A 25,624-nucleotide genomic window follows, 5' to 3' on the forward strand; every position below is an offset into this window, starting at 1 on the left:
CCGTGTCGGCGCCGGCCCCCGGCGTTGTCGGAGGTCCCGTCAGACCTGGGCTGCCCGGAACCCGCGGACCTCCTCCCACAGCGTGCGCGGGGTGCGGAACATGTCGACGATCTGGAAGTCGTCGGGGATGACGAGGTCGTAGAGCTGCTCGATCGCCACCATGAGGCCGACCGTGGCCATCGAGCTCAGGCCCGCGTCGGCCAGGGGAACGTCGGGATCGAGCGCGGTGTCCTGGGGCACGTCGGTCAGCACCCCGCGCAGCAGCTCCTCGAAGTCGGCGTCCCACGGCACCGGCGCCTGCCCGGTGTACCCCTGGGCCGGGTCCGTCGCGGTGCCGGGCGGCTCGGGGAGCCGGTCCGGGTCGACGGTTCCGGCCCCGGTCAGCGGCCACTCGTCCACCACCACCAGGACGTCCGGGATCAGATGGCGCGGCAGTCTGCGACCGGCCAGCGCCCGGCGGATCCCGTCCGGGGAGAACTCCTCGGCGGGGACCGTACGCACGTAACCCACCAGCAGCCGCCCGCCCGTGGCTGTGTCCGGCCGCTCGACCACCCGGCAGTCCAGCACCGAGGGGTGGAGCCCGAGCAGTTCGCGGGTCCGGTGGACGGCGGCCGGACCCATGGGCTCCAGCCGCCCGGACCGGTGGACGCGTGCCGTCCGGCCGGTGCGGTGCGGTCCTTCGGTGCCGTCGACCCGCATCTCGGCGACCACTCCGGCGGGTACGGGGCGGCGCCGGGTGTCGACCACGTCCAGGGCCAGACCGCACGGCGGTACTCCGTCGTAGGCGACCGGGCCGATGAGTCCGTCGGCGGCGACGGTCTCGATCACCCGGGCCCGGCCGCGCAGGGCTGCGGGCAGGGCGGGCCCCGCCTCGTCGTCGCCCCCGAGGACCACCGTGAGGGGGCGGGGCGGGTCGACGACGACCCGCTCCGCGACCAGCGGCGTCGTCCCGAGGTGGGTCACCCGGCCCGCGGAGATCAGGCGCCTCATCTCGGGAAGGGCCTCCGGCAGCGGGGTGGGCACCATGACGACGGTGGCTCCGGACGTCAGCGCCGTCAGCATCTCGATCAGACCGGTGGGGGTGACGGCGGGGCCGGCGCAGAGCCAGGAGCATCCCGGCTCCGATCCGGCGCCGCGATCGGCCAGTTCGCCGCGGAACCGGGCGAGTGCGCGGTCCAGGGCGTGGTGCGTCACCGGGGCCCCCGGCTCACCGGGCAGGACGCAGGCCGTACCGGCGGGCATCTCCTCAGGGCGGGTGGCGGCCGGCGGGCCGGCGGCCGGGGCCGCGGCGCCGGGCGCCGCGAGGGTGAAGGCGGCTCCGGCGCGTACCGCGGCGAGCAGCATGGCGACCGTGTCGGGGCCCCGCTCCGGTGAGAGGGCTCCGACCGCGACGAGGTCGCCGGGTCCGACGCCGCGCTCCCGCAGTTCCCGGGTGAACCGGTCCGCTGTGGCGCCGAGTTCCCGGTAGCTGAGCTCGCTCCCGCCGCAGCGCACCGCGACCACGTCTGGGTGAGCGGACACCACCGCGGCGAAGGACTCGGAGACGGGCCGCGGTTCGGGTAGGGGCTGTGCTGCGCGGTCCAGCCGGAGCAGTCCCTCGCGCTCGGCGGCGGGGAGGCAGTGGGCCCGGGAGTCGCCGTCCGGGCCGAGGGACATCCGCTCCAGGACCGTGCGGTAGAGGGCGGTGAGCCGGGCCGCGGCCTCCCGGTCGAGGCGGTGGCTGGTCGTGTTGAGTTTGAGGACCCCGGAGATCGTGAAGACGTGCAGCGCGAACTCGTTGTCGTTGTCGTTGTACGTGACGTCCTCGTCGATCAGCGACGCGTCGACCTGCCGGAAGTCGAGGTAGTTGAAGAAGACGTCCAGCAGCCGGCCGCCGGGGCCGAACTCCTGCTGGATGACCTGCATCGGGAAGACGCGGTGCGGCCACAACTCCGTCAGGCCGTCGTAGACCGCCCTGACGAGATCGCCCCAGGTCTCCGCATCCGTGGGCATGGCGAACGGCAGGGTGTTCAGATACATGCCGAGCACCTGGTCCGCGCCCAGGACCTCGGGCCTCGCGTCGCACACCAGCCCGGTGTAGAAGTCCTCCGTGGCGACGACCATGCTCATCACCTTCATGTGCGCGGCCAGCAGCACCGCCTTCATCGAGGTGCCGGTCCCGGTCGCCAGTCTGCGCAGGTCGTCCTCCAGGTCCCGGAAGTCCAGCGTGTGCTGGTACCGCTCGCGGACCAGGGCCCTGTCGCCCTGCCAGGCGGAGGGCAGTGCCGTGCCGGTGCGGCCCTCGACGACGCCGCGCCAGAAGTCCCGGTCCTCCTGCGACTCCCGGGCCGCCGCCTCGGCCGCGACGTAGTCCGCGTACCGGAAGGGCACCGGCTCGGGTTCGGCGGGCGTGCGGCCCTCCCGGATCTCGGCGTAGCCGGTGAGGATCTCCATCAGCATCGTGTGGAAGCTGAATCCCTCGAGGATCGGATGGCACTCCGTGATCGTGATCCACCACTCGGGGGAGTCCTGCGCGGTGTGGGCGTGCACCCGGATCAGCGGGAAGGTCGTGATGGCCATCGGGTCCCGGCGCTCGGACGCCGCGTACTCCTCCAGCGCGGGCCGCCAGCCGCCCGGGCCGAGCGTGCCGTGTCCCGTCGCACCGACGTCGATCCGCGCGGTGCGGTGCACCAGCTGCAACGGCTCGGTGTAGCGGTTGAGTTCGAAGCTGGTGCGCAGCACCTCGTGTCGGTCGACGACGAGTTGGGCCGCGGCCTGGAGTGCCGCGACGTCCGGTGCCACGCCGTCGCGGACGAGGTAGGAGGTGGTGTCCTGGTAGGTGTTGATGTCCGGGCGGGCCCGCAGTTCGATGATCATGCCGAGCTGGGTCGCGGTGAGCGGATAGGCGTCCACCACGTCCGTGGGCAGTGCCGCCCGGTCCTGGGCGCTCAGGAGGGCGAAGGGTTCCAGCGCCGCGGGCAGGGCGGCGCCGCCCGGTGCCGCGTCGAGGGCCTGCCGCGCGCACCACGCGGCCAGTTCCTCGACGGTCTGGTGGGCGAAGATGTCCGTGGCCGACACCTCCAGGCCCTCCGCACGCAGCCGGCCGGCCAGGGCCACGGCCCGCAGCGAGTCCCCGCCGACGTCGAAGAAGTTGTCCTGGAGACCGATGTGGTCCGTTTCCAGGACCTCGGTCCAGACGCGGTGCATCATCTCGGTCGGCACTGTCGGGGACGGGACGGCGGACGGGACGGGCTCAGGCGCCGGTTCCCCGTCGGCCGGACGGGCGGCGGGCCGCGCGGGAGCGGGGCCGATCGGCTCGTACGGGCGGCCGACGAGGCCGGCGAGCAGCTCCTCCCACTCCGCGGCCCAGGTCCGCGCCGTCTTCTCGTCGATCACCGCGGCGGCGTACTCCAGCCGGGCGTGGAACCGTCCGCCCGGGGCGGTGACCGTGTGCAGGGTCAGATCGAACTTGGCGTCGGGCACGGCGTCCGTCGCGATCCGCTCGACCCGCAGGCCCGGGAGCCGGAACCGGCCGTCCTCGTCGGCTTCCTCCATGTCGAAGGCCGCCTGGAACAAGGGGTTCCCGTCGAGTCCGCGCGCCGGGTTCACCGCGTCGACCACCCGCTTGAAGGGGACGAAGCGGTGGTCGAACGCGTCCAGCACCCCTTCCCTGACCTGGACCAGGACATCGGCGAAGGGCAGGCCGGCGGTGCGCCGTGAGCGGACGGCGACCGTGTTCACCGTGTAGCCGACGAGCCCGTCCAGGTCGGGGGTCCGGGTGGAGACGGGTATCCCCACCGTCACGTCCTCGCTCCCGGTGAGCTGGGCGAGCATGACGTGGTAGGCCGCCAGCAGCACCATGTACGGGGTGGCGCGGTGCGCCGACGCCAGGGCGTGGACGGCCGCGGCGGTCTCGGGTCCGACCGTCAGGTCGACGAGTCCGCCGCGCCGGTCGGGACGGGCCGGGCGGGGGCGGTCCAGCGGCAGCGGCAGGTCCGACACGCCGTCGAGTGCGGCGCGCCAGTGGTCCAGGTGCGGGCGCAGGGCGGCGTCCGTGGTCCGGGTCCCCTCCCGGGCGGCGAAGTCGGCGTACTGGATCGGCGGTGCGCCGAGTGCCGTGGGGTCCCCCGTGGTGCGGGCCGCGTAGAGCGCCGCCAGTTCGGCGGAGACGACCTGGTAGGAGTCCTCGTCGCACGCGATGTGGTGGATGTTGACGACCATGAGGTGCAGTTCGGGCCCGGTACGGATCAGCGTGACGCGCAGCGGCTGGTGCCGGGTGAGGTCGAAGGGCCGGCTCCGCTCCCAGTCGGCGATCTGTCCGGCCCGCGTCCCGCGGTTCCCGGCCGGTTCGTCCGCCAGGTCGACGACGCGGAAGTCGACGGGCCCGGGCGGGTCGATGATCTGGTGGGGTACGTCGTCGATCTGCCGGTAGCGGGTGCGGAGGATCTCATGGCGTTCGACGAGGGTCTCCCACGCCCCGCGCAGGGCGTCGGTGTCCAGCCGGCCGGAGAGCCGGAGCGTCCAGGTCATCAGATAGGCCCGGCCGGCCGGGGCGAGTTGGTGCAGCAGCCACATCTGCTGCTGGCCGGAGGAGAGCGGAAGCGGTCCTGTCCGGTCCACCGTCTCGATCGTCCGTGTCTCCTGGGTACGGGCGGCCGGCATCAGGCGTCCCTCTCTGTCGTTTCACCGTGCGCTGTCGTTTCACCGTGCGCTGTCGGGTCGCCGTCCGGGACCTGGGTGTCCGGCGGCGGCTGGAGTCTCGCGACCTCACGGGCGAGGGCGGCCGCCGTGGGCAGGTCGAAGAAGGAACGCATGGACACCTCCACGCCGAAGACGTTCTGGACGTTCCACAGCAGGCGGGCCGCGAGCAGCGAAGTGCCGCCCCGGGCCATGAAGTCGTCGTCGGGCCCCACGTCCGGCTGGGTGAGCAGTTCACGGACGAAGCCGAGGACGGTGTCCGGACACGCGGCCGGGCCGTCGGCCGGCGCCGGGGTGGCCGGGGCCTCGTCGGTCCCGATGTCGTGGTGCACGTCGTCGTCCTCGTCCTCGTCCAGGTGGGTCGCGCCGATCGCCAGGCCGGGATCGGCGGCGAACTGTTCGGCCAGCCGGCGCAGGCGCTCGGCGAGACCTGTCGCCACCGTCCGGTCGTAGAGCGCCGAGGAGTATTCGAGCGCTCCCCCGTACCCACCGTCGGGGCGCGGCCACAGGGTGAGCGCCAGGTCGGTCCTGGAGACCGTCCACGCCCGGCCGAGCAGTTCGAGATCGCGTTCGCGCGGGACCTGCCCGACCGTCTCGTCACCGGTCAGCGCGAACAGGTTCTGGAACAGGGCGGTGCGGGAGGGTTCGCGCGCCGGTGCGACCGCGTCGGCCACCGCTTCGAAGGGCACGGCGTGCCGGGCGAAGCCCTCACGGCAGGTGTGCTCGACGGCGGCGAGTGCCTCGGCGAAGCTCAGGTCCGGTGTCAGCTCGGGCCGCAGGACGACGGTGTTGAGGAACAGCCCGACCAGGTTGTGGAGTTCGGGACGGGTGCGGCCGGCGTGCGGGGAGCCGACCCCGAAGTCCCACTGCCCGGCGGCTCGGGCGAGCGTGACCGTCCAGAGGGTCAGCAGGACCACGTAGGGGGTCGCCCCGGTCCGGCGGCCGAGGGTGATCAGGGCCTCGGCCGCCTGAGCGGGCACATTCACGACGATCCCCGAGCCGTCGATGCTGCGCCGGGCGGCGCGCTGCCGGATCGCGGGGAGTTCGAGCGGGGGAAGTCCCGCCAGCTGTCGGCTCCAGTAGGCGAGCTGCTCGGCGGACTGCGCCTCGGTGATCTGGTCCCTCTGCCAGGCGACCGCGTCGACGTAGCGCAGGGCGGCTTCCGGGAGGACCGGTTCGCGGCCTTCCCGGATCGCCGTGACCGTCTCACGCAGCTCCTGTTCGAGCAGCCGGGAGGACCAGCCGTCGCCGATGATGTGGTGGCACACCAGGAGCAGCAGCTGCTCGGGCCCGCCGTCCCGGACCAGGGCCGCCCGGAACAGCGGGGCGACCGCCAGGTCGAAGCCCTCCGCGAGTTCCTCGGCGAGGATGCCGGCCATCTGCGCGGGCGTGGTCTCCACGGTCCGCAGGGCGTCGGGGACACGGGGCTCGACGACGGCGGCCAGCCCCTGCGCGTCCATGCCGTAGCGGGTACGCAGCACCTCGTGCCGTTCCACGAGCCGGGCCAGTGCCTCCCGGACCACCTGTGCGGGCACCTCGGACGGCAGCCAGACGAGGATCGGCAGAAGGTACTCACGGTTGCCCGGGTCCATCCGGTCCAGGACCCAGAACCGTTCCTGGGCGTGGGAGAGGGGCAGCCGGGCACCGGGCGGCAGCTGGGCGACAGGCTGCGCCTTCGAGGCCCGGCCCAGCAGTTCGGCCTGCTGACGGGCCGTCGAGGCGTAGTGCAGGTCGCGCAGTGTCACCGCGAGCCCCGAGGCCCGGGTGAGCCGGGCCGAGAGCCGGGTGAGCATCAGGGAGTGGCCGCCCAGCTGGAAGAAGTCGTCGTCGAGGCCGATCTCGTCGGTGTCGAGCATCTGCCGCCAGGCGTCCAGGACGATGCGCTCCTCGGCGGTGCGCGCTGCCGCGACGGTACCGGGCGCGCGCGACCAGTCGGGTTCCGGCAGCCGCGCGCGGTCGGTCTTGCCGCTGCTGGTCCGGGGCAGCGTGTCGATCTCGGCGACGACGGCCGGCACGAGCGCCGGCGGCAGCCGGTCGCGGAGGTAGGCGGTGAGGCGTTCGGCCGCACCGGGCCGTGTGGTGACCGCCCAGGCCGCCAGCCGGCGTGCTCCGCCGGGGCCTTCGGGGCCGTCGACCGCGCGGACGACGGCCTCGACGACCTCGGGATGGGTCTCCAGCGCGGCCTCCACCTCGCCGGGTTCGACGCGCACACCGTTGATCTTCACCTGGCTGTCGGCCCGCCCGACGAACTCCAGCGCTCCGTCGGGGCGGCGACGTACGAGGTCACCGGTGCGGAACATCCGGGATCCGGGCGGGCCGTCGGCGTCCGGCACGAAGCGCTCGGCGGTGCGCGCGGGGTCCTGGTGGTAGCCGCGGGCGACGCCCGGTCCGCACAGGTAGAGCTCCAGCGGGGCGTCGCCGTCGGTGCTGTCGCCGTCCGCGGGCAGCGCCAGGACCCGGGCGTTGTCGATGGGCCGGCCGATCGGGACGGCGCCGGTGAGCTGGGCGGGGTCGAAGCGCTGGGCCAGAACGTCGATGGAGCACTCGGTGGGGCCGTAGGTGTTCCAGATCTCCACGTCGACCTGGGCGAGCACGCGCCGGCACAGTTCGGCGTGCAGCGGTTCGCCCGCGGAGCAGACCGTCCGCAGGCTCTTGCACGAGGCGAGGTCCGACTGGGCGGCGAGCAGGCGCAGCATGGTGGGCACGACCTGCACCACGGTGGCCTCCTGCTCGCGGATCGAGGCGAGGAGTTCGGCCGGGTCGCGTCCCGCGTCGGCGCGGCCGAAGGTGACCGGGGCACCGCAGACCAGCGGGCCGAATATCTCCCAGCCCGCGGCGTCGAAGGTGAGCGGCGTCTTCTGCAGCACTCGGTCACGGGGCGTCAGTTCCAGCGCGTGTACGCCCCACAGCACCCGGTTGGCGATGCCCGCGTGTTCGACGACGACGCCCTTGGGGACGCCCGTGGAGCCCGAGGTGAAGATCATGTAGGCGGCCCGGTGCGCTTCGGTGGCGCACGGCGGGGTGTCCGGGTCGCCCGCCCTCAGGAGCCGGTCGACCCGGTGGGCGGTGGTCGTCGGGGAGAGTTCGGCGCCCCGGGCGGCCCACGTCTCGTCCACCACGGCCAGGCGGGCGCCCGCCGCCTCGACCGTCTGACGCAGCCGGGCGGGCGGGGCGTAGGGGTCGAGCGGGAGATAGCAGCCTCCGGCCAGCCAGATGCCGAGCAGCGCCGCCACCAGGTCGGGGCCCGGTGTCATCAGGACGGCGACGACGGACTCGCGCCCTGCTCCGAGTCCGGTGAGGGCGCCGGCGACACGGCGAGCCGAGTCCTCCAGCTCGCGGTATGACACCTCGTGGGGGCCGGAGACGACCGCGGGTGCGGCGGGGTTCTCACGTGCCCGGTCCAGGAAGAGTTCCGGCAGCAGCGCGGTCATCGGCTACCTCGCTCCGGTCTGCGCGGGGCGCTGCCCGCCGCGGACGCTGAGCGGACGCATGTCCGACCAGACGGAGGCGATGTGGTCCAGGCACTGCTGCCGGTCGCCGGTGAACCCCTGGGCGCGCCAGCCCGCCGGAGGCTCGCGGTGCGCGTTCCAGATCGAGTACTGCTCCTCGTGGTTGACGACTACTCGGTACGCCGTGTCCGCGGCCGTATCACTCACCGGGTCCTGCTTTCCTGAGGTCTTCGGATGCGTGGGTCTGGGTGGAGCGGGATGGTCACAGCCGGGTCCGCAGTGCGTGGGTGTCGACCTTGCCGTTCGCGGTCAGCGGGATCTCCCGGACGGTGCGGAGGTCGGCGGGGACCATGTAGTCGGGCAGGTCCTGTGCCAGCTCGGCCCGGACGCGGGAGAGGTCGGGGCCGGCTTCGGCGGCGGGGACGACGAACGCGGCCAGCCGCTGTGCCCCTGACGGCCCCGGGTAGGCGGTGACGACCGCGTCGCCGACGTCCGGGCACCGCAGGATCGCGGCTCTGACCTCACCCGGCTCCACCCGGTAGCCGCGGATCTTCACCTGATGGTCGGTGCGGCCCATGAACTCCAGCCGGCCCTGGCGCCAGCGGCCTCGGTCACCGGTGCGGTAGAGCCGGGCTCCCGGCTCCCCGTAGGGATCGGGCAGGAAGCGCTCCGCGGTGAGCGCGGGGGCGCCGAGGTAGCCGCGGGCCACCCCCGCCCCGCCGACGTACACCTCGCCGGGAACACCGTCGGGGACGGGTTCGAGGCTGTCGTCGAGAACGTACATCGCGGTGTTCGGGATGGGCAGGCCGAGCGGGACGAGGCCGTCGGCCGGCAGACGGGTGACCACCTGTCCGGAGTTGCCGACGGTGATCTCCGTCGGGCCGTACTCGGTGGCGACCGGGGTACCGCCGGGTCCGGTCAGTTCGCCCCAGCGCCGGGCCAGTTCCACCGGGAAGGCGTCACCGGCGGCGATGACCAGTCCGGCGAGGCCATGGGCCTCCTCAGGTTCGAGGTCCGTGCTGAGCAGGTTCAGGTGGCCGGGCGTCATCTTGATGAAGCTGTACGGAGCGCCCGCGAGCAGGTGCCCACCGAGATCGGCGGCGTCCAGCGGGTCGGGCAGCAGGTCCACCCGCTGACCGACCACCAGGGGCGCGAAGAGGCTCGGGACGCCCAGGTCGAAGCCGATCGAGCTGAAGTGCGGCGATCCGCCGATTCCGCGGGCCGCGTACTCCAGAGCGGTCCACAGCACGTAGTTGGCCAGGCCGCCGTGGTGCACCATGACGCCCTTGGGCGCCCCGGTGGACCCGGAGGTGTAGATGACGTAGGCGAGGTCCGCGGGGCCGACCGGGACGTCGATGGGGTCGAGGCCTGCCGTGTCGATCGCGTCGCGGTCACGGTCCAGGAGGATGTATTCGCCCTGGTCGAAGGGGCCGAGCGCGGGCAGCAGTTCCGAGCGGGTGACGATGAGGGCGCAGCCGGCGGCGGAGACCATGTGGCGGAGCCGGGGTCGGGGCAGGTCCGCGTCGAGCGGCAGGTAGGGCGCGCCGCACTTCCAGATGCCCAGCAGCGTCGGCAGCAGGTCCGGGCCGCGCCGCAGACCGACGCCGACGGGCACCTCGGGACTCGCGCCGTGTGCGAGGAGGTGGTGGGCGAGCCGCGTGGAGGCCTCGTCCAGTTCGCGGTAGCTGAGGGCCCGTCCGTCGGCCCGGACGGCAGGGGCGTCCGGGGTCCTGGCCGCCTGGTTCCTGAAGAGTTCCAGGACGTCGGCGGGTTCACGGGTGACGGTGCGCCCGACCGCCCAGCGGCGCAGTACGGCGTCGCGTTCGCCGTCGGGCAGGACGGTGGTCACCGCGTCGCCGTCCGGCGCCTCGGCCATCGCCTCCAGCACGCGGCGGTACATCACCGCCAGCCGGTCGAGACCGGCGGCGCCGATGTGGCCGGCGGCGTGCAGGATCAGGGTGTGCGCACCCGACACCCCGACGCACAGGCCGTGGCGGCCCGTGGCGGGCGCGGTGTCGGGTGCGGCGGCGAGGAGCACGCGGTCGGCCCGCGAGGCCCCTTCGTCCGGCCCGGGTGCCGGTGGCATGGCGCGCAGGGCTCGCCCGGCCTGTACGACCAGTTCCCGCCAGGTGCGCGCGGCGCCCGGCCGCACCGTCATGGCGCGCACCTCGCGGCCGCCGGCCGGCAGGACGTCCGTACGGAACGCCGGCTCCTCGACCAGGGTGTTCAGCACCTTGATGTGGGCGGCGGCCGGCACGGCGAAGGGCTCGGCGCCGGCGGAGACCGCCAGCGCGTCCAGCGCGGGGGCGAGGTCGGCGTAGTCCACCTCGACACGGTGGCCCGCCTCCGCGGGTGCAGCGCACAGCCACGCGCCCGGCAGTGTGAAGTCTCCCGTGCTCACCCGTCGCCCCCTCTCTCCAGCAGCCGTCGTGCGATCTGTCCCATCCGTTCCCCCGCCTCGTTGAGGATGTAGTGGCCCGCGTCCAGCAGGTGCAGGGAGAATTCCCTGGTCGTGGCGGTGCTCCACGCGGCCATGGCCCCGGCGCCGACGAACTCGTCCCGGCGGCCGCCGATGACCGTGACGGGCAGCTCCAGCGGGGCACCCGAGGAGTACGCGAGCGTTTCGACGACCTGGTAGTCCGCCCGCAGAATGCGTTCGAACATGGCCATCAGGTCGGGGTCGTCCAGGACTTGTTCCGCCATTCCGCCGTATCCGACGACCCGGGTGATCAGCTCGCCGTCGGGCAGCCGGTACAGGGGCGGGTCCTCCACCGTGCGCATCGACGGTCCCTCGGAGGAGGAGACCACCAGCTCGACCGGGAGCGGGCCGCCCGCGGCACTGAGCCGGCGGGTGAACTCGTAGGCCAGCACGCTGCCGGAGCAGTGGCCGACCACGACGAACGGCACGTCGAGCAGGGGTGCCAGGTGCGGACAGGCTTCGTCGAGCAGGGTGCGCCCGTCGGTGAGCGGGGCTTCGCCCATCCGGTTCTCCCGGCCGGGCGGCCGGACCACGCACAGGTCGGCCTCGGGCGGCAGGTGCTCCAGCCAGGGCCGGAAGACGCCCGCGCCCGCGCCGACGTGCGGGAAGCACACGATCCGCAGCCTCGCGTCGTCGTTGGGACGCGGCCGGGCGATCCACCGGCTGGTGACCGGCCGCGTCGCGGCGGCGGTCGTGGGAGCGCCGTTCATGCGGCGAGCACCTTCCTCATCAGAGCGGCCACGTGCGGGTCGTTGAAGACGGGCAGGGGGGAGGCGAGCGCGAGGTCCATCCGGTGGACGGTCAGCTGCTCCGGGGCGTCGCTCCAGGCCTGCTCGGCCGGGTGGGCGGTGCTGCTGCCGGCGACCAGCACGGCCGGTCCGTCGTAGGGCGGGTAGCCGTACTCCTGGACTGCCAGGGCTACACCGGCCCAGGCGCGCTGGAGTCCGGGCAGGTCCTGCGGCCGGGACACGTCCTCGTACCAGCCTCCGTCGTGGAACCTGGCGTGGATGTCCTCGATGCTCTCGTCACCGGTGAGCGCGAACCGCCCGGCGAGCATCGCCAGCCTGCGGCTCAGCAGATCGTCCAGGTCCGCGGGCGCCTCACCGGGAGCGGACACGGCGGGCGGAGCGATCAGGGCCAGCAGGGCGGCCTCGGCGCCGAGGCCGCGCAGACGGCGGGCCACCTCGAGGGCGACCACCGCCCCGTGTCCGAATCCGGCCAGCCGGTAAGGGCCGAGCGGCTGGTGTCGCCGCAGAGCGGCCAGGTACCGGTCCGCGAGCTGCTCGACGGATCCGGCCGGCGGAGTGGAGCCACCCGGGCCGGTCAGCCGCAGCGCCACGGCCGCGCGCCCCTCCGCCCACGCCGCGACGGCGTCCCGCTCGGCCCGGACATGGCTCTGCGAGTGGATCACGTGGAGCCGGCCGGCCGGGTCGCCGTCGGCGATGGACACCACCCGGACCTCCACCGGTCCCGAGTCGGGGCCGGGCCCGGTGGCGCCGGGGTCCAGGGCGCCCGGCCGCACCCTCGGCGCGCTGTCGCGCGGGAGGGTCAGGCGCTCGGCGAGCCGGGCCGGCACCGGGAACCGCAGGACTTCGGAACTGCGGAGGGACAGGCCGTGCGCACGCGCCGCGGTGGCGATCTGGATGATCGAGAGGGAGTCGCCTCCCAACTCGAAGAAGTCGTCGTACGGCGAGACCGCACGCCCGAGGTGCACGCCGCTGATCTCGCACAGCAGGCGCTCGACTGCCTGGCAGGTGAGCTGTGTTCGATTCCGCTGGTTCGAATGCACGGCGGGCTCCGTCTCGTGGATCGAGCTTCTCGGAAAGCATCGTTTCCGGGCCCCCCGCGGTACAGGCATCCCGCAGGCAAATTGCCAGGATCCAATTGCCGGTCCGCTGCCTGGAGATGACACCACGTGGCCGTGAAGACTTCCCAGGGGTCGCCGAGACGGGGATCCGTGCAATCGCCTCATTGATGCAGAGAAACGCGGAAGAGGAGAGGCAGGCGTGACAACGATGGCGAGCGCGAACGCCGACCACGGCACAGAATCCTCACTGCTCGGACTCACCGGTGAGGAGCGGACCGCACTGGAGGAACTGGCGGAGCGGCTCGCTCTCGTCGAACCCGCCCTGATCGACGATCCGGGCTGGCGTACCCTCGCCCGGCGGGAGAGCTGCCGGGTGCCGGTCCGGCTGAGACGGGCCGTGCGGGACTTCGCCTACGACGCGGGTCCGGACGGGACCCTGACCATCAGCAACCTGCCCCTGCCGGCCGCGGGGCTCCCGCCCACGCCCACCGTGCGGGACTCCGTGGAACGCGCCGCCACGACACCGGCGACGCTGGCGATGCTGCTGGGCAGCGAGCTCGGGGCGGTCATCTCGTACCGTGAGGAGAAGCAGGGCGCGCTCGTACAGAACGTGGTCCCCGTCCCGGCGCTCGCCGACTCGCAGAGCAACGGCGGCTCGGTGCGCCTGGAGTTCCACACGGAGAACGCCTTCCACCCGCACCGGCCTGACTTCGTGGGCCTGTTGTGCCTGCGGCCCGCGCACGAGGACCAGGTGGGCACGCAGGTCGCGTCGATCCGACGGGCCCTGCCTCTGATCGACGACGGGATCCGCACGGTCCTGCACGAGCCGCGCTTCCTCACCGAAGCGCCGCCCTCCTTCCGCTCGAACGACCGGTCCGACCCGAGGCCGGTGCTCGACGGCGCTCCCGAGGACCCGGACATCTGTGTCGACTTCAACGCGACCGGCGGGCTCGACGAGGGCGCGGAGAAGGCACTGGTCCAGCTGCGGGAGGCACTGTGGGCGGTGCGTTCCGACGTGGTGCTCGGGCCCGGGGACATGATCTTCGTGGACAACCGGATCGTGGTGCACGGACGGGTGGCGTTCTCGCCCCGCTACGACGGGAACGACCGCTGGCTGCACCGGGTCTTCGTCCACCTCGACCACCGCCGCAGCCGCGGCTTCCGGCCGGGCAACGGCACCGTGCTGACCTGACCCGCCCGCGGCGGCGGGCCGGGGCGCGTGTCCTCGGATCCCCGCGCCCGGCCCCCGGACCCACCGGTTCGACCCGCGGCTGCCTCCGTGCTCGGGAGTTCCGCCACCGGGGCCCGTGGTGGGCGAACAACGAATCCATACCGCCGCCGTACCGTCCTCGAACCGGGCCTTCCTAGCTTGGGGGCCGTCTGCGCCCCTCCCCTCGCGGCATCATCTCGACCGGACAGGAAGTGTGCCCATCCCATGCCCCTTCTGCGCATCCCCCTGAGCCGAAGGCCGAAGATCCCCCCGACCGTCCACGGAATCATCACCCTCCTGGGCCTGCTCCCCCGCATCAGCCGGACCAAGGCGGTACTCGGCCTGTTCAGTGTGCTGGTGGCCGCGGTGCTCCCGATGGCCGGCGCGGTGGTGACCGGGCTGCTCATCGGATCGATCGCGGAGGCGCTCGACGGCGGACTGTCCTCGCCGGCCGGGCGGCACACCTTCGTCCTGCTGGCCGTGGCCGGGGGGCTGGTGCTGGTGCAGCAGACCCTCGCGCCGCTCCTGACCGCGCTCGGTGAGACCCTCGGCCGCGAGGTGGACCGGGATCTGCAGCAGCGTGTCATGGCGGCGACGGGCCGCCCGGAGGGCACGGCCCACCTGACGGACCCCCATGTGCTCGACGCCCTCAGGGTGGTGCGCGGACTGGGGACCACGGAGACCGACCGGCCGAGCCACGCCGTGGCCGCTCTGTCGGTGGTGCTCCCGGCCTGGCTGCGCGCGCTGGCCGCGGCGGCCCTGCTGCTGACCTTCCACTGGTGGCTGGGACTGCTCTGGCTGCTGGCCTGGCCGGTGATCGTGCACTTCATGCAGCGGGAGTACTTCCGGGTCGGCCAGGCGGGCGGCGAGAGCAGCACCGCCCTGCGCCGGGCGGAGTACCTGCGCGATCTGGTGCTGACCCGGCCCGCGGCCAAGGAGGTACGGATCTGGGGCCTGCTGGACTGGCTCATCGACCGGTTCGGCCGGTCCTGGAGTGAGGCGACGGAGCCGGTCTGGCGGGAGCGCAAACCGCGCGCCCGGGTCGTGCTGGGTGCCACCGGGTCGGTCGCCCTGATCAACCTGGTCTCGTACGGCGTGCTGGCGTGGGCGGCAGTCCACCAGGAGATCGGGCTCGGAGCGGTCGCCGTCTACACCCAGGCGCTCGTACTGGCCAACAACTACACGGCGTTCGACGACAACAACGCCTACCTGTCGTTCGCCGGTGCCGCGGTCCCCCGCGTCCTGAGCCTGGACGCGCGGCTCTCCGCGGAGGTGCGGGACAGGCCGCGGCTCACCGAGTTGCCCGCCGGGTTCCCCACGGCCCGGATCGACTTCGAGGGGGTCAGGTTCCGCTACCCCGCGAACGACCGGGAGGCGCTGAGCGGGATCGACCTCCGGATCGCCGCCGGCCGTTCACTGGCCATCGTCGGGGAGAACGGAGCGGGAAAGAGCTCGCTGGTGAAGCTGGTGTGCGGTCTGCACACCCCGACCTCCGGTGTCATCCGCGTCGACGGCCACGATCTGGCGGACCTGGACCCCGCGGCCTGGCGTGAACGCATCGGCGTGCTGTTCCAGGACTTCGCGCGCTACCACCTGACCGCTGCGGAGAACATCTCCATGGGCGCGCCGCAGTGGGCCGGCGACCGGGACCGTCTGCGTGAGGCGGCGCACCGGGCGGGGGCACTGCCCCTGATCGAGGGGCTGCCGGGCGGCTGGGACACCGTGCTCTCGCCGGAGTACACGGGGGGAACGGACCTGTCGGGCGGGCAGTGGCAGCGCATCGCGCTCGCCCGTGCCCTGTTCGCGGTGGACGCGGGCGCCCGGGTCCTGATCCTCGACGAGCCGACCGCCGCGCTCGACGTGCGGGCCGAGGCGGAGATCTACGAACGTTTCCTGGAGCTGACGGCCGGACTGACCACGATCCTGATCTCGCACCGCTTCTCCACCGTACGGCGTGCGGAGCGCATCGTCGTACTGGAGAAGGGTGTGGTCGTGGAGGACGGCGGTCACGAGGAACTGCTCGCCCGTCAGGGGCGGTACGCGGCGATGTTCGACCTCCAGGCGGCTCGCTTCGTCGAGCCCCGGAGCGGTGGGAGCGCGGCCGCGGCGTCGCGGGCGGCGGCGGAGGCGGGACATGCGTAAGACACTGCGGGGCTACCGGGAACTGATGCGGATCGGTGTGGGGTCTGCCCCCTTCCACGCGACGATGCAGTTCCTGACCGGCATTCTCTTCGAGGTCTCCGTGCCTCTGGGCGGGCTCGGCGCCAAGCTGATCATCGACGCGGCGGTCTCGGGCGACACCGGCCTCGGCCTCGGCGCCGCCGTGCTGCTCGCCCTCGCCGTCGGTGTCGCGCTGGGCTCGGTCTTCTACTACGTGCACTGCCTGTTCACCGTCCAGGAGCGTGCCACGGCGGCGGCCGGCAGGCGGCTGATGAGGCTGCTCGGCGGCGCCGAGGGGCTGACGCACTACGAGTTCCCGGCCTACCTGGACCAGGTGCAGCGCATCCGCGAGCAGCAGGGCCAGATGTCCGGCATGGTGAACGCGACGGCCGGTGTGCTGCGGGTCGGGGCGACGATGATCGTCACCGCGGTCCTGCTGGCGGGTGTGGACCCGCTGCTGCTGTGCCTGCCCGTGCTCGCCCTGGTGTCCTTCTGGCTCGGCAAGCTCAGCCGTGATCTGACCGTACGGGCGCAGGAGGCGACGAGCGAGCAGGAACGCCTGCGCCGGCACCTGTTCGAGCTGGGCACGTCGACCGACGCGGCGGGCGAGCTGCGCGTCTACGGTCTGACAGACCTGCTCGGCGCCCGCCACCGGCAGGTGTCGGGCGGGGTGATCGGGCAGCGCAACCGGGCGAGTTGGCGGGGTGCGGGCCTTCAGGCGCTCGACGCCGTGGTCACCACCCTCGGATACATCGCCGCGATCACGCTCGTCGTGGTACTCGCCGTGCGCGGTGAGGCCACGGCCGGAGACGTCGTCCTGGTGCTGGGCCTGGCCGCCCAGCTCACCATGACGGTCAGCACGGCGGTGCGCTACGGCACCTACTTCCTGGTGGTTCTGCGAGTGGGCCGCATCCTGGTGTGGCTCCAGGACTACGTGGCCGAGGAGCGCGCCGCCCGCAAGGTCTCCGCCACCCTGCCCGAGACCCTCGAACAGGGCATCGAGCTGCGCGATGTCGGCTTCGCCTATCCGGGTGCTGAGGACGGCCGCGGCGTGCTCGCCGGGGTGGACCTGCACCTGCCGCCGGGTGCGGTCGTAGCCCTGGTCGGGGACAACGGGGCGGGCAAGACCACGCTGATCAAGCTGCTCTGCGGCTTCTACCGGCCGGACTCCGGCAAGATCCTCGTGGACGGGGTGGACCTGGCGACGTGCGACACCGCCGAGTGGCGGTCCCGCTGTTCCGCGGCCTTCCAGGACCATGTCCGGCTGGAGTTCCCCGTCCTGGAGACGGTGGGCGTCGGTGATCTGCCGCGGATCGAGGACCGGGCCGCCGTGGGAGCCGCCCTGGAGCGGGCCGACGCCTCGGGTGTCGTGGACAGCCTGCCGCAGGGTCTGGACACCCAGCTCGGGAACCGCTGGGACGACGGGGCGGAGCTGTCCGGCGGCCAGTGGCAACGGCTGGCGCTGGGGCGCGGGCTGATGCGTACCGATCCCCTGATCGCCGTGTTCGACGAGCCGACGGCCGCGCTGGACGCCCACACCGAGAACGCCCTGTTCGAGCGTTTCGCCGCGGCGGCGCGCGAGGGGCGGCAGCGCAGCACCGTCACCCTGCTGGTCTCGCACCGGTTCTCGACCGTGGGCATGGCCGACCTGATCGTCGTACTGGACGGCGGAAGGATCAGGGAGCAGGGCAGTCACCAGGAGCTGATGGCCCAGGGCGGCCTCTACGCCGAGCTGTTCGAACTTCAATCCCAGGGGTACCGATGACGCTCGACTACACCGACGGATTCGCCCTGTTGGGCGGGCACCTGCCCGTCTGGAACTCCCGGCGGTTCGCGGCACTGAGAATGCAGCGCGGCTGGACCCAGGAAGAACTCGCGGAGTACTCGGGCCTGAGCGTGCGCACCATCAGGAACCTGGAGCTGGGCCGGGTGCAGAACCCGCGCCGCTCCTCGGTGGACCTGCTGGTGAACGCGCTCGGCGTCACGGACGAGCAGCAGCAGTGCGCCGAGAGCCCGGAGCCCGCACGGTGGCGCGGGCTCCAGGCGCCGGACTCCGCTCTGGTCGGCAGCCCTTCGGCGCACCAGCAGCTCGTGCACACCGTCCGCACGCACCGGCTGACGACGTTCCTGGGCCCGGGAGGGGTCGGCAAGACCCGGATGGCCCTGGACGTGGCCGCGCAGGTCAGCCATTTGTTCCGGGACGGCGTCGAGGCGGTGGAGCTCGGCGACCTCGATCCCGAGGACGGCCGGCACGGGGAGCAGACGGCCGCGGTGCTGGAGCGGGTGCGCCGGCAGATGGCGCGGGGCCTCGCACCGGGCCGGCCCGGCACCGGCACTCCGGAGATCGGGCCGGACACCGACATGCTGCTGGTGCTGGACAACGCGGAGCACATCCCGGCCGGTGTGATGGCGGCCACCAGGGAGCTCCAGGCCGCGTTCCCCGCCGTCCACATCATCATCACCACCCGTCGCAGGCTGACCGAGCGGATGGGCGCGAACCGGGAGATCCAGCCGCTGCCCCTCGAGCACCCGCCCGGTGAGCCGCTGTCCCGCGCACCGGCTGTGGAGCTGTTCCTGCGCCATGTCGGCAGCGCGACCCCCGCGGCCACGGAGCTGGAGAAGGACCTGCCGCTGGTCGCCGAGCTGTGTCGCCGGCTCGGCGGTCTGCCGCGCTACATCGAGTTCGCGGCCGAGTGCCTGCGGGCGATACCCATCCGCCTGATGCTCTCGTACGGGCCGACGCCGGAAATGCTCTGGTCCAACGACCACGCGCTGCTGCGCCACCAGCGGTCGGTGACGGACAGCATCCTGTGGAGCGTCGACCTCCTGAGCAAGGACCACCGGCTGCTGCTGGAGCGCATCGCGGCTCTGCCCTCGCGCCGTTTCGTGCTCGACGAGATCAGTGCCGGCTACGACCGGTCGGCCCACCCCGAGGGGCCCAACCCCCTGACGCTCGTCTCCGACCTCCTGGACACCTCACTGCTGCTTCCCGATCCGGCACACCCCTACCACTACCGGCTGGCCCCCTTCGGGTCCGAGGTCCTGCTGCGCTCGGGCCGTCCGACGCCTGAGCCCGGCGGTCCAGCACTCGGCTGAACCACCGGGCCCGTACGGCCCGCGGACCGGCTCAGCCGATCTCGGGCCAGTCGTCGAGGTTGTCGCCGTGTGCGTGGACCAGGGCGGATACGGTGCGTTCGAGACCGAAGGCCATGCAGGAACTGTGTGCCGGTCCCTGGTCGGCGAAGCCGATGGCGAATCGCTCGCCGAGATGGTCCTTGTGGCAGTTGGCCGAGGCGATCGCGGTGCCCGGGTCACCGTCGTAGACCTGCGTGTGGAACTCGTACTTGAGGTCCTGCTGGATCTGGCTCGTGCGCATGAAGCGGTCGCCGGGACCGAAGAAGGGGTCGCTGGCCTGCTGGACGGAGATCTTCAGCCCGAGCCTGGTGAACAGCTCCTCCGTGCGCGCGATCCAGGCGTCCCTCCACTGCCAGGCCTCCTCCTGCCCGGCGACCACGACGAACTCACGCATCCGGAAGGAACGGAAGCGCCCGTACTCGCTGGTCGCCTCGTGGCGGTAGCAGTGCCCGACCGCGTCGAAGAAGTGGGCTTCCTCGACGGTGCTGTCCGCGATCTGCGGATAGACGCTGTAGCAGATGGCCGGGGCGAGCACCACGTCCGTCTCGGACGGTGCGGCGGTGGGGTCCTGGGACTCCGGGTTCTCGCCGGTCCGCAGTGCGTGCACCGACCCCAGCAGTTGCGGGAAGGACTCGGCGTACTGCGCGCGGTCGATGTTCGCACGCGGGACGACCGGTGCGTACCAGGTCGGGCCGGGCGAGGCGGAGGGGTCCACGGCCGTGAGGGCGGCCTGGAGATTCGTCAGGACCTGCTCGAACTTCGGGGTGAAGCTCAGCAGCCCGGGTATCCCGGTGGGCAGCACCCAGCCGGCCTTCGTCGTCGTCATCGGGACAGTCACGCTCCTTGGGGAATGCGGGATGGGTGAGAGGTGGACACGCGGTGCGGTGTGCCTGGGGGGCGTGGGCGTGCCGACGGGCACGGGAGGTGCGGGGACGCGGGTGGCCCCGGCGCGGGCGTCTACCAGCCGGCGGTCTCGGCGACCGTGTCGTAGGCACCGTCGAGACCTGCCATGAGCGCGGGGATCTGATCGACGTGCAGGGGAACGCCCAGCACGCTCTCCAGCTCGACGACGAACTCCACGGCGAGCAGGGAGTCGACGTCAAGGTCCTTCTCGAAGTCCGTGGCCGCCTCGACCGCGGCGGGCTCGGCGGAGAAGATCGCGACCGCGACATCGCGGATCAGCGCACGGCGGGTGGCCCGGTCGGTGTCGATTCTCATGCTGTCCATCGATTCACTCTCGCTTCTGGGATCAGCTCGCGCAGAGCAGGGGGAAGGGTTTCGCCGACGGCCGAGCGCAGGAGTTCCAGATAGTCCCCGGCCAGCCGTCGGGCAGTGCGCTCGGTGAACAAGGAGGTGTTGTACTTGAGCTTGGCCTGCATGCTGCGGGCGCGCCGCGTCATCTGGAGGGACAGCTCGAACTGCCCCTGCTGCTGCGGCAGGTAGTACTCAGTGGTGCGCAGCCCGGCGTGTTCCACCTCGCGGCCGGGTTCCATCGCCGCGGCGATGGGGTCGTCCACGTCGAGCTCGTTGAGTGCGAACAGGACGGTGACCGGCCCCGGCCGGCCGGGGTCGCGCGGCAGGTCGACGAGTCCGGACAGCAGCGCGAACGGGTAGTCGCGGTGCATCAGACTGCGCCACAGGGCGGCGGACGTGCGGCGGACCAGGGCGTCGAAGCCGTCCTCGGGGTCCAGGTCCGCCCGCAGTGCCAGGGTGTTGACGAAGTATCCGATCGCGTCGCGTGCTCCCGGACCCCGCCGCTGGGTGACCGGGTAGCCGACCACGAACGTCGTCCGGCCGCTGAACCGGTAGACGAGCAGCTCGAAGACCGAGAGGAGATAGGCGAACAGGGTGACGTTCCTCGCGGCGACCGCGCCGTCCAACCCCGCCACCAGGTCTGCGGGCAGTTCGAGGTCGATCTCCGCGCCCTCGGGACGGTAGATCGGCGGCCTCGGCCGGTCGGCGGGCAGGGTGACGTGCTCCGACACGCCCCGGAGTTCACGCTTCCAGTGCTGACGTGCCCGGTCCGCGCGCGGCGAGTCCAGATACGCACGCTGACGGGCCACGAACCGGTCGAACACGGCACCGGCGTCCTGGGGCTCGTGTCGGCGGCCCGCGCGTAGCGCCGCGTACCGCGAGAGGATCTCCCGGCAGATCAGCAGTTGCGAGATGTTGTCCGCCACGATGTGGTGGGCGGTGATCAGCAGGACGTCCGGACGGCCGCGGGGCCGCAGGAGCGCGGCCCTGACGGGCGGTTCCCGGTCGAGGCCGAACGGGCGCCGGGTCAGGCCAAGCGCGAAGTCGCGGAAGTCGTCCGCGCCGAGGTCCGGCTCGTGCCGCTCGAAGACGGGGGCTGTGGCCGGCGCCGGGTGGCGGCGGACGCGGCCGCTGTCGTCGCAGGCGAACACCGAACCGAGCAGGCTGTGGTCGAGGATCGTGGCCCGGACGGCCGACTCAAGTACCGCGGCGTCCACCGGGAAATGCAGACTGAGCGCCGCCGTGACGTTGTAGGCGACGCAATCGGGGTCGAGATTCTGGATAAGCCAGAGAGCTTCCTGACCAGGAGTCAGCTCGCCGCCGACCGCGGGCACGGAATTCCTCTTCGTCATGGGTCAAGTACGGCACGGGTCCACGAGGCTCGACAAGGAATCGGAACGGCAACTTTCCTGCCTGTACCAAACTGCCGGGCACTTGCCTGTCCCCCGCCGGAAACCCCTCCCTACGCTGTGCTCGTGATAATCGTCCTTGAATTCTCCGATGCGGGGTTGACGAGAATTGATATATGAAAACGCGTACGAGATGGTCCAGGACGATGTCTTCCTTCATCTCGACGACGCTGCCGCGAATATCGATCTCTATCTGAAGATAGAGGGCCTCAACCCTGCCGGGTCCATCAAGCTGAAGACGGCACGGAGCATGGTGGAGGACGCCGAGCGCCGGGGCGTCCTGCGCCGGGGCTCCCGGCTCGTCGAGTCGTCCTCGGGCAGCCTCGGCATCGCCCTGGCGGTGGTCTCCGCCGCCAAGGGGTACCGCTTCCTGTGCGTCACCGATCCCAGCACCTCGGCACTGAGCGTCGAGATCATCAGGGCCCTCGGTGCCGAGGTGGTGACGGTGAACCGGCTGGACGCCAGCGGCGGCTACCTGGGCACCCGGATCGGCTACATCCACGAGCAGCTGGCCGAGGACCGGGACCTCGTCTGGCTGAACCAGTACGCGAACCCGGCGAACTGGGCGGTGCACGACCGGTGCACGGCGGCGGCGATCACCGCCGCCGTCCCGGACCTGGACTACCTGTTCGTGGGCACCGGAACCTCCGGGACCCTGATGGGCTGCATCCACCACTTCAGCCGGCACTCGCCGGGGACCCGGATCATCGCGGTGGACGCCGTCGGCTCGGTCAACTTCGGCCATCCGGCGGCACGGCGGTACATCCCAGGGATCGGGACGAGCAGACGCCCGGAGATCCTGCGCACGGAGCTGGTGGACGACACCGAGCTGGTCGCGGAGACCGACACCGTACGCACCTGCCGATGGCTCGCCCGGCGCTACGGGCTCTTCGCCGGGGGCTCGACCGGGTCGGTGGTGCGGGCGGTTCTGCAGCGTGCCCCCGAACTCCCGGCGGGTTCACGGGTGGTCGCTGTCTCACCCGACCTGGGCGAGCGCTATGTCCAGACGATCTACAACGACGACTGGGTGACCGGCACCTTCGGCCCCGAATGCCTCAAAGAGTCCGACGACGAGCTGTTCGAGCTGACGAGGGCGAGGAGCTGACCCATGTTCTCCTTCCAGGTGATGGGCGGAAAGAGCGTCCGCGCCGTGATCGAGACCTCCCGACCGGAGATCTACGCCCGGGTCAGGGAGACCTACCTGGCCCATCACCGCGGCGCGACGATCAACCCTGACAGCTACTTCCTGCGCTTCCCCGACAGGCCCGACGCGAGGATCATCGCCCTGCCCGCGGCCCTGCCGGCGGACGCGGCAGCCGGTGGGACGGAGGGCCTGGCCGGCATCAAGTGGATCGGCAGCTTCCCGGGCAACATCGCGCGCAACATCCCGCGTGCCTCGGCGGTACTGCTGCTCAACGACCTGGAGACGGGCTATCCCTTCGCCTGTCTGGAGGCCGCCCAGATCAGCGCGGCGCGCACCGCGGCCTCCGCCGTGCTGGGGGCCGAGCAGCTGCACGGCTCCCGGGAGGCGGCGAAGGTGGCCGTCGTCGGCGCGGGCGTCATCTCCCGCAACATCCTCGAGTTCTTCCACGCGCTCGACTGGGCCTTCGGCGAGATCACGGTGCACGACACGGTGGAGGAGTACGCGAGGAGGTCGGCAGGGCACGCCGGGACACTCGGCTACCGGGCCCGCGTCTCGGGCACCCTCGAGGAGGCGGTGGACGGCGCCGACCTCGTGGTACTGGCGACGACCGCCGCCACGCCCCACATCCTGGACCCGGGCGCCCTGGCCCCCGGCCAGACGGTGCTCAACATCTCGCTCCGCGATATCGGCCCGGAGCTGATCGCCGCTTCCCACAACGTCCTCGACGACGTGGACCACTGTCTGAAGGCCGGTACCTCGCCCCACCTGGCGGTGCAGAAGTTCGGCCACCGCGACTTCATCGACGGGACGATCGCACAGCTCGCACTCGGGGAGCTGCGCCTGGGGCAGGACCGGCCGCGGATCTTCTCACCGTTCGGCCTCGGGGTTCTCGACCTCGCTGTCGGCCAGGAGATCCTGCGGGTCGGCCGGGAGGCCGGCCAGGTACAGCAGGTGCCCGACTTCTTCGCCGAGGTCGAACGATGGTGAGGCCCGGCGTCCGCCGCAGTGAACGGAGGCTGGCTCCATGACGAAGCACCCCAGCAGGCACCTGATCTCTCTCGACGACCTCGCCGACTCGGAGGTGCGGGACATCGTCGAGCGTGGCGCGGCCCTGGCCCGCAGGTCGGCGCAGGGGCACGGGGTCACCGGCACGGCCCTGGCCGGCGATGTCGTCGGTGTCTACTTCCGCAAGACCTCGACCCGCACGCGTACGGCGTTCTCGTCCGGAGCCCTGCGGCTCGGGGCGGGTCTGGTCACCTACGGACCCGGCGACCTGCAGCTCAACACCGGGGAGACCACCGAGGACACCGGCCGGGTGATGGCGGGGATGCTCGACGTCCTGGTGGCGCGCACCGCGGGGGACATGGGCGAGCTCCGCGCCTGGGCGGCGCAGCAGCGGATGGCCGTGATCAACGCGATGAGCGCCGAGGAGCACCCCACCCAGGGGCTGACCGACCTGACCACCCTGACCCAGCGGTTCGGTGCGGTGGACGGCCTGAGCGTCGTGTACGTCGGCGAGGGCAACAACTCGGCCGCGGCGCTCGCGCTCGGCCTGAGCCGGTACCGCGGGGTCCGGCTCGAACTGCGTACGCCGCCGGGTTACGGCGTGGACGGGTCGGTGCTCGCCCGAGCACGGCGGTCGGCGGCCGAGCACGGCTCCGACGTGAGTGAGCGACACGACGTGGACCGGCTGCCGGTGGATTTCGACGTCGCCTACACCACGCGCTGGCAGACCACCGGGACCAGCAAGCCGGACCCGGACTGGCGTGGCGTGTTCGCTCCCTTCCAGGTGACGGACGCGCTGATGGGAGGCTCCCCGAAGGCCGTGTTCATGCACGACCTGCCTGCCCACCGGGGCGAGGAGGTCACCGCCGAGGTGCTGGACGGCCCCGCGAGCATCGCGTTCGACCAGGCCGAGAACAAGCTCTACAGCGCCATGGCCGTCCTGGAGTGGTCCCGTGCTCTATCTGCGTAAGATCGTGCCCTTCGTCCCCGCGCACAGCACGGCCATCGCGGATCTGCGTGAGCATCTGGAGCTGTCCCGTGCCGAGCTCAGGCTGCTGACCCGGTTCCTGGGGCTCGAACGGGTCGTCATCGCCGAGGGGCTCTCCACACTGGACATGCTGCTGTCGATCGGGCAGGAGGCGCTGGCGGACCTGGACCGTTCCCGGGTGCGCTGCCTGATCCACGCCCACACGGTGCAGCACCTCGCGCCGCCCGGCCTTCGCTGGATGGACGTGCTGCGCGCGAAGCTGGGACTGGACGGTGCCACCGCGTTCTCGATGTCCCACCAGGGCTGCACCGTCGGCCTGAACGTGCTGAAGGTGGCGGAGAGCCTGCTGGCGGCAGAGCCGGCCGGGAGCACGGCGCTGGTCCTGGTCGGTGAGAAGGCCCTGTCCTCGGTGATGCAGCACCTTCCGGGGACGTCGGTCCTCGGGGACGCGACGGTCGGCCTGGTGGTCGGACTGGAGGGTCCGGGCGACGCACTGCTGAGCGTGGCGCACCGCACCCGCGGCGAGTTCCACCAGGCCATGAACATGCCGGAGGAACTGCAGCACCACTACACCCTCGCCTACGCACCGGAGTTGGCCTCGGTGATTCTTGACGCGGTGAACGCGGCGGGTCTCGATCTCGACCGGATCGACCTCGTGCTGCCGCACAACGTGAACCGCTACTCGTGGACGACCACCGCGCGGAGGCTGGGTCTCCCCCTCGACCGGATCTATCTGAAGAACGTACCGAAGACCGGCCACTGCTTCTGCGCGGACCCCTTCATGAACCTCTCGACCGCGCGCGCCGAGGGCGTGGTGCGGCCGGGAGCGACCGTGCTCCTGGCCTCCGCCGGCCAGGGCGGGACCTTCACCGCCGCGGTGGCCAGAACCTCTACCGGACAGGAGTGA

Annotated in this window: 17 protein-coding genes; 8 read left to right on the forward strand and 9 right to left on the reverse strand. The window is 72.1% G+C overall.

Annotated features, from left to right (window positions below; genetic code table 11):
• Positions 1–39: 39 nt before the first annotated feature.
• The 6 genes from B9S57_RS10240 to B9S57_RS10265 are packed head-to-tail and all read right to left on the reverse strand — an operon-like array spanning position 40 to position 12,394.
• Positions 40–4,641, reverse strand: coding sequence for a condensation domain-containing protein (locus tag B9S57_RS10240; protein ID WP_103515215.1), 4,602 nt, complete (start codon positions 4,639–4,641; stop codon positions 40–42).
• Positions 4,641–8,108, reverse strand: a complete 3,468-nt coding sequence (locus tag B9S57_RS10245; RefSeq protein ID WP_103515216.1) for a non-ribosomal peptide synthetase — start codon at positions 8,106–8,108, stop codon at positions 4,641–4,643. The genes B9S57_RS10240 and B9S57_RS10245 overlap by 1 nt, the downstream gene beginning before the upstream one ends.
• Positions 8,109–8,111: 3 nt before the next feature.
• Entirely contained in the window at positions 8,112–8,333 is a 222-nt protein-coding gene (locus B9S57_RS10250) for an MbtH family protein (protein ID WP_103515217.1), read from the reverse strand.
• Positions 8,334–8,388: 55 nt separating this feature from the next.
• Positions 8,389–10,527, reverse strand: a complete 2,139-nt coding sequence (locus tag B9S57_RS10255) for an amino acid adenylation domain-containing protein (protein WP_103515218.1) — start codon at positions 10,525–10,527, stop codon at positions 8,389–8,391.
• Positions 10,524–11,315: a thioesterase II family protein gene (locus B9S57_RS10260; protein ID WP_103515219.1), complete on the reverse strand. Its 792-nt coding sequence runs from the start codon at positions 11,313–11,315 to the stop codon at positions 10,524–10,526. Before B9S57_RS10260 ends, B9S57_RS10255 begins: the two co-directional genes overlap by 4 nt.
• Entirely contained in the window at positions 11,312–12,394 is a 1,083-nt protein-coding gene (locus tag B9S57_RS10265; protein WP_181011299.1) for a thioesterase domain-containing protein, read from the reverse strand. The genes B9S57_RS10260 and B9S57_RS10265 overlap by 4 nt, the downstream gene beginning before the upstream one ends.
• A 226-nt stretch (positions 12,395–12,620) precedes the next feature.
• Here B9S57_RS10265 and B9S57_RS10270 point away from each other — a divergent pair, with 226 nt between their 5' ends.
• From B9S57_RS10270 to B9S57_RS10285, 4 genes are all read left to right on the forward strand, one after another.
• Positions 12,621–13,604 (forward strand): TauD/TfdA family dioxygenase, encoded by a 984-nt coding sequence (locus B9S57_RS10270; RefSeq protein WP_103515221.1) that lies wholly within the window; start codon positions 12,621–12,623, stop codon positions 13,602–13,604.
• Positions 13,605–13,847: 243 nt separating this feature from the next.
• Positions 13,848–15,764, forward strand: a complete 1,917-nt coding sequence (locus tag B9S57_RS10275) for an ABC transporter ATP-binding protein (RefSeq protein WP_103515222.1) — start codon at positions 13,848–13,850, stop codon at positions 15,762–15,764.
• Positions 15,757–17,547: an ABC transporter ATP-binding protein gene (locus B9S57_RS10280; protein ID WP_103515223.1), complete on the forward strand. Its 1,791-nt coding sequence runs from the start codon at positions 15,757–15,759 to the stop codon at positions 17,545–17,547. The genes B9S57_RS10275 and B9S57_RS10280 overlap by 8 nt, the downstream gene beginning before the upstream one ends.
• Positions 17,544–18,878: a helix-turn-helix domain-containing protein gene (locus B9S57_RS10285; RefSeq protein WP_103515224.1), complete on the forward strand. Its 1,335-nt coding sequence runs from the start codon at positions 17,544–17,546 to the stop codon at positions 18,876–18,878. Before B9S57_RS10280 ends, B9S57_RS10285 begins: the two co-directional genes overlap by 4 nt.
• Positions 18,879–18,909: 31 nt before the next feature.
• On the opposite strand, the gene B9S57_RS10290 is transcribed toward B9S57_RS10285, so the two are convergent.
• The 3 genes from B9S57_RS10290 to B9S57_RS10300 all read right to left on the reverse strand — a co-directional run bounded on the left by B9S57_RS10290 (position 18,910) and on the right by B9S57_RS10300 (position 21,523).
• Positions 18,910–19,743: an aminoacyl--tRNA ligase-related protein gene (locus B9S57_RS10290; RefSeq protein ID WP_103515225.1), complete on the reverse strand. Its 834-nt coding sequence runs from the start codon at positions 19,741–19,743 to the stop codon at positions 18,910–18,912.
• 131 nt (positions 19,744–19,874) lie between these two features.
• Entirely contained in the window at positions 19,875–20,144 is a 270-nt protein-coding gene (locus B9S57_RS10295; RefSeq protein ID WP_103515226.1) for an acyl carrier protein, read from the reverse strand.
• On the reverse strand, positions 20,132–21,523 hold the full coding sequence (locus B9S57_RS10300) for a condensation domain-containing protein (RefSeq protein ID WP_103515227.1): 1,392 nt from the start codon (positions 21,521–21,523) through the stop codon (positions 20,132–20,134). Before B9S57_RS10300 ends, B9S57_RS10295 begins: the two co-directional genes overlap by 13 nt.
• Before the next feature lie 166 nt (positions 21,524–21,689).
• Between B9S57_RS10300 and sbnA the strand changes: the two genes are divergently transcribed.
• From sbnA to B9S57_RS10320, 4 genes are read left to right on the forward strand one after another with little or no spacing between them, the layout of a single operon-like run.
• Positions 21,690–22,685, forward strand: a complete 996-nt coding sequence (sbnA, locus tag B9S57_RS10305; protein WP_258036336.1) for a 2,3-diaminopropionate biosynthesis protein SbnA — start codon at positions 21,690–21,692, stop codon at positions 22,683–22,685.
• 3 nt (positions 22,686–22,688) lie between these two features.
• Complete coding sequence (sbnB, locus tag B9S57_RS10310) at positions 22,689–23,711, forward strand: 2,3-diaminopropionate biosynthesis protein SbnB (protein ID WP_103515229.1); 1,023 nt, start codon at positions 22,689–22,691, stop codon at positions 23,709–23,711.
• A 37-nt stretch (positions 23,712–23,748) separates the two neighbouring features.
• Entirely contained in the window at positions 23,749–24,699 is a 951-nt protein-coding gene (locus tag B9S57_RS10315; protein ID WP_103515230.1) for an ornithine carbamoyltransferase, read from the forward strand.
• The gene (locus B9S57_RS10320; protein ID WP_103515231.1) at positions 24,683–25,624 is read left to right on the forward strand and encodes a 3-oxoacyl-[acyl-carrier-protein] synthase III C-terminal domain-containing protein; all 942 of its coding nucleotides are present in this window, start codon (positions 24,683–24,685) and stop codon (positions 25,622–25,624) included. The genes B9S57_RS10315 and B9S57_RS10320 overlap by 17 nt, the downstream gene beginning before the upstream one ends.

It is taken from the genome of Streptomyces sp. SM10, from assembly GCF_002910915.1.
Lineage (GTDB): Bacteria > Actinomycetota > Actinomycetes > Streptomycetales > Streptomycetaceae > Streptomyces.

Coding starts and splice junctions, on each gene's coding strand:
- B9S57_RS10300 (WP_103515227.1), bottom strand. CDS start 21,523: ATGACGAAGAGGAATTCCGTGCCCGCGGTCGGCGGCGAGCTGACTCCT.
- B9S57_RS10280 (WP_103515223.1), top strand. CDS start 15,757: ATGCGTAAGACACTGCGGGGCTACCGGGAACTGATGCGGATCGGTGTG.
- B9S57_RS10290 (WP_103515225.1), bottom strand. CDS start 19,743: ATGACGACGACGAAGGCCGGCTGGGTGCTGCCCACCGGGATACCCGGG.
- B9S57_RS10240 (WP_103515215.1), bottom strand. CDS start 4,641: ATGCCGGCCGCCCGTACCCAGGAGACACGGACGATCGAGACGGTGGAC.
- sbnB (WP_103515229.1), top strand. CDS start 22,689: ATGTTCTCCTTCCAGGTGATGGGCGGAAAGAGCGTCCGCGCCGTGATC.
- B9S57_RS10270 (WP_103515221.1), top strand. CDS start 12,621: ATGGCGAGCGCGAACGCCGACCACGGCACAGAATCCTCACTGCTCGGA.
- B9S57_RS10295 (WP_103515226.1), bottom strand. CDS start 20,144: ATGGACAGCATGAGAATCGACACCGACCGGGCCACCCGCCGTGCGCTG.
- B9S57_RS10245 (WP_103515216.1), bottom strand. CDS start 8,108: ATGACCGCGCTGCTGCCGGAACTCTTCCTGGACCGGGCACGTGAGAAC.
- B9S57_RS10285 (WP_103515224.1), top strand. CDS start 17,544: ATGACGCTCGACTACACCGACGGATTCGCCCTGTTGGGCGGGCACCTG.
- B9S57_RS10315 (WP_103515230.1), top strand. CDS start 23,749: ATGACGAAGCACCCCAGCAGGCACCTGATCTCTCTCGACGACCTCGCC.
- B9S57_RS10260 (WP_103515219.1), bottom strand. CDS start 11,315: ATGAACGGCGCTCCCACGACCGCCGCCGCGACGCGGCCGGTCACCAGC.
- B9S57_RS10275 (WP_103515222.1), top strand. CDS start 13,848: ATGCCCCTTCTGCGCATCCCCCTGAGCCGAAGGCCGAAGATCCCCCCG.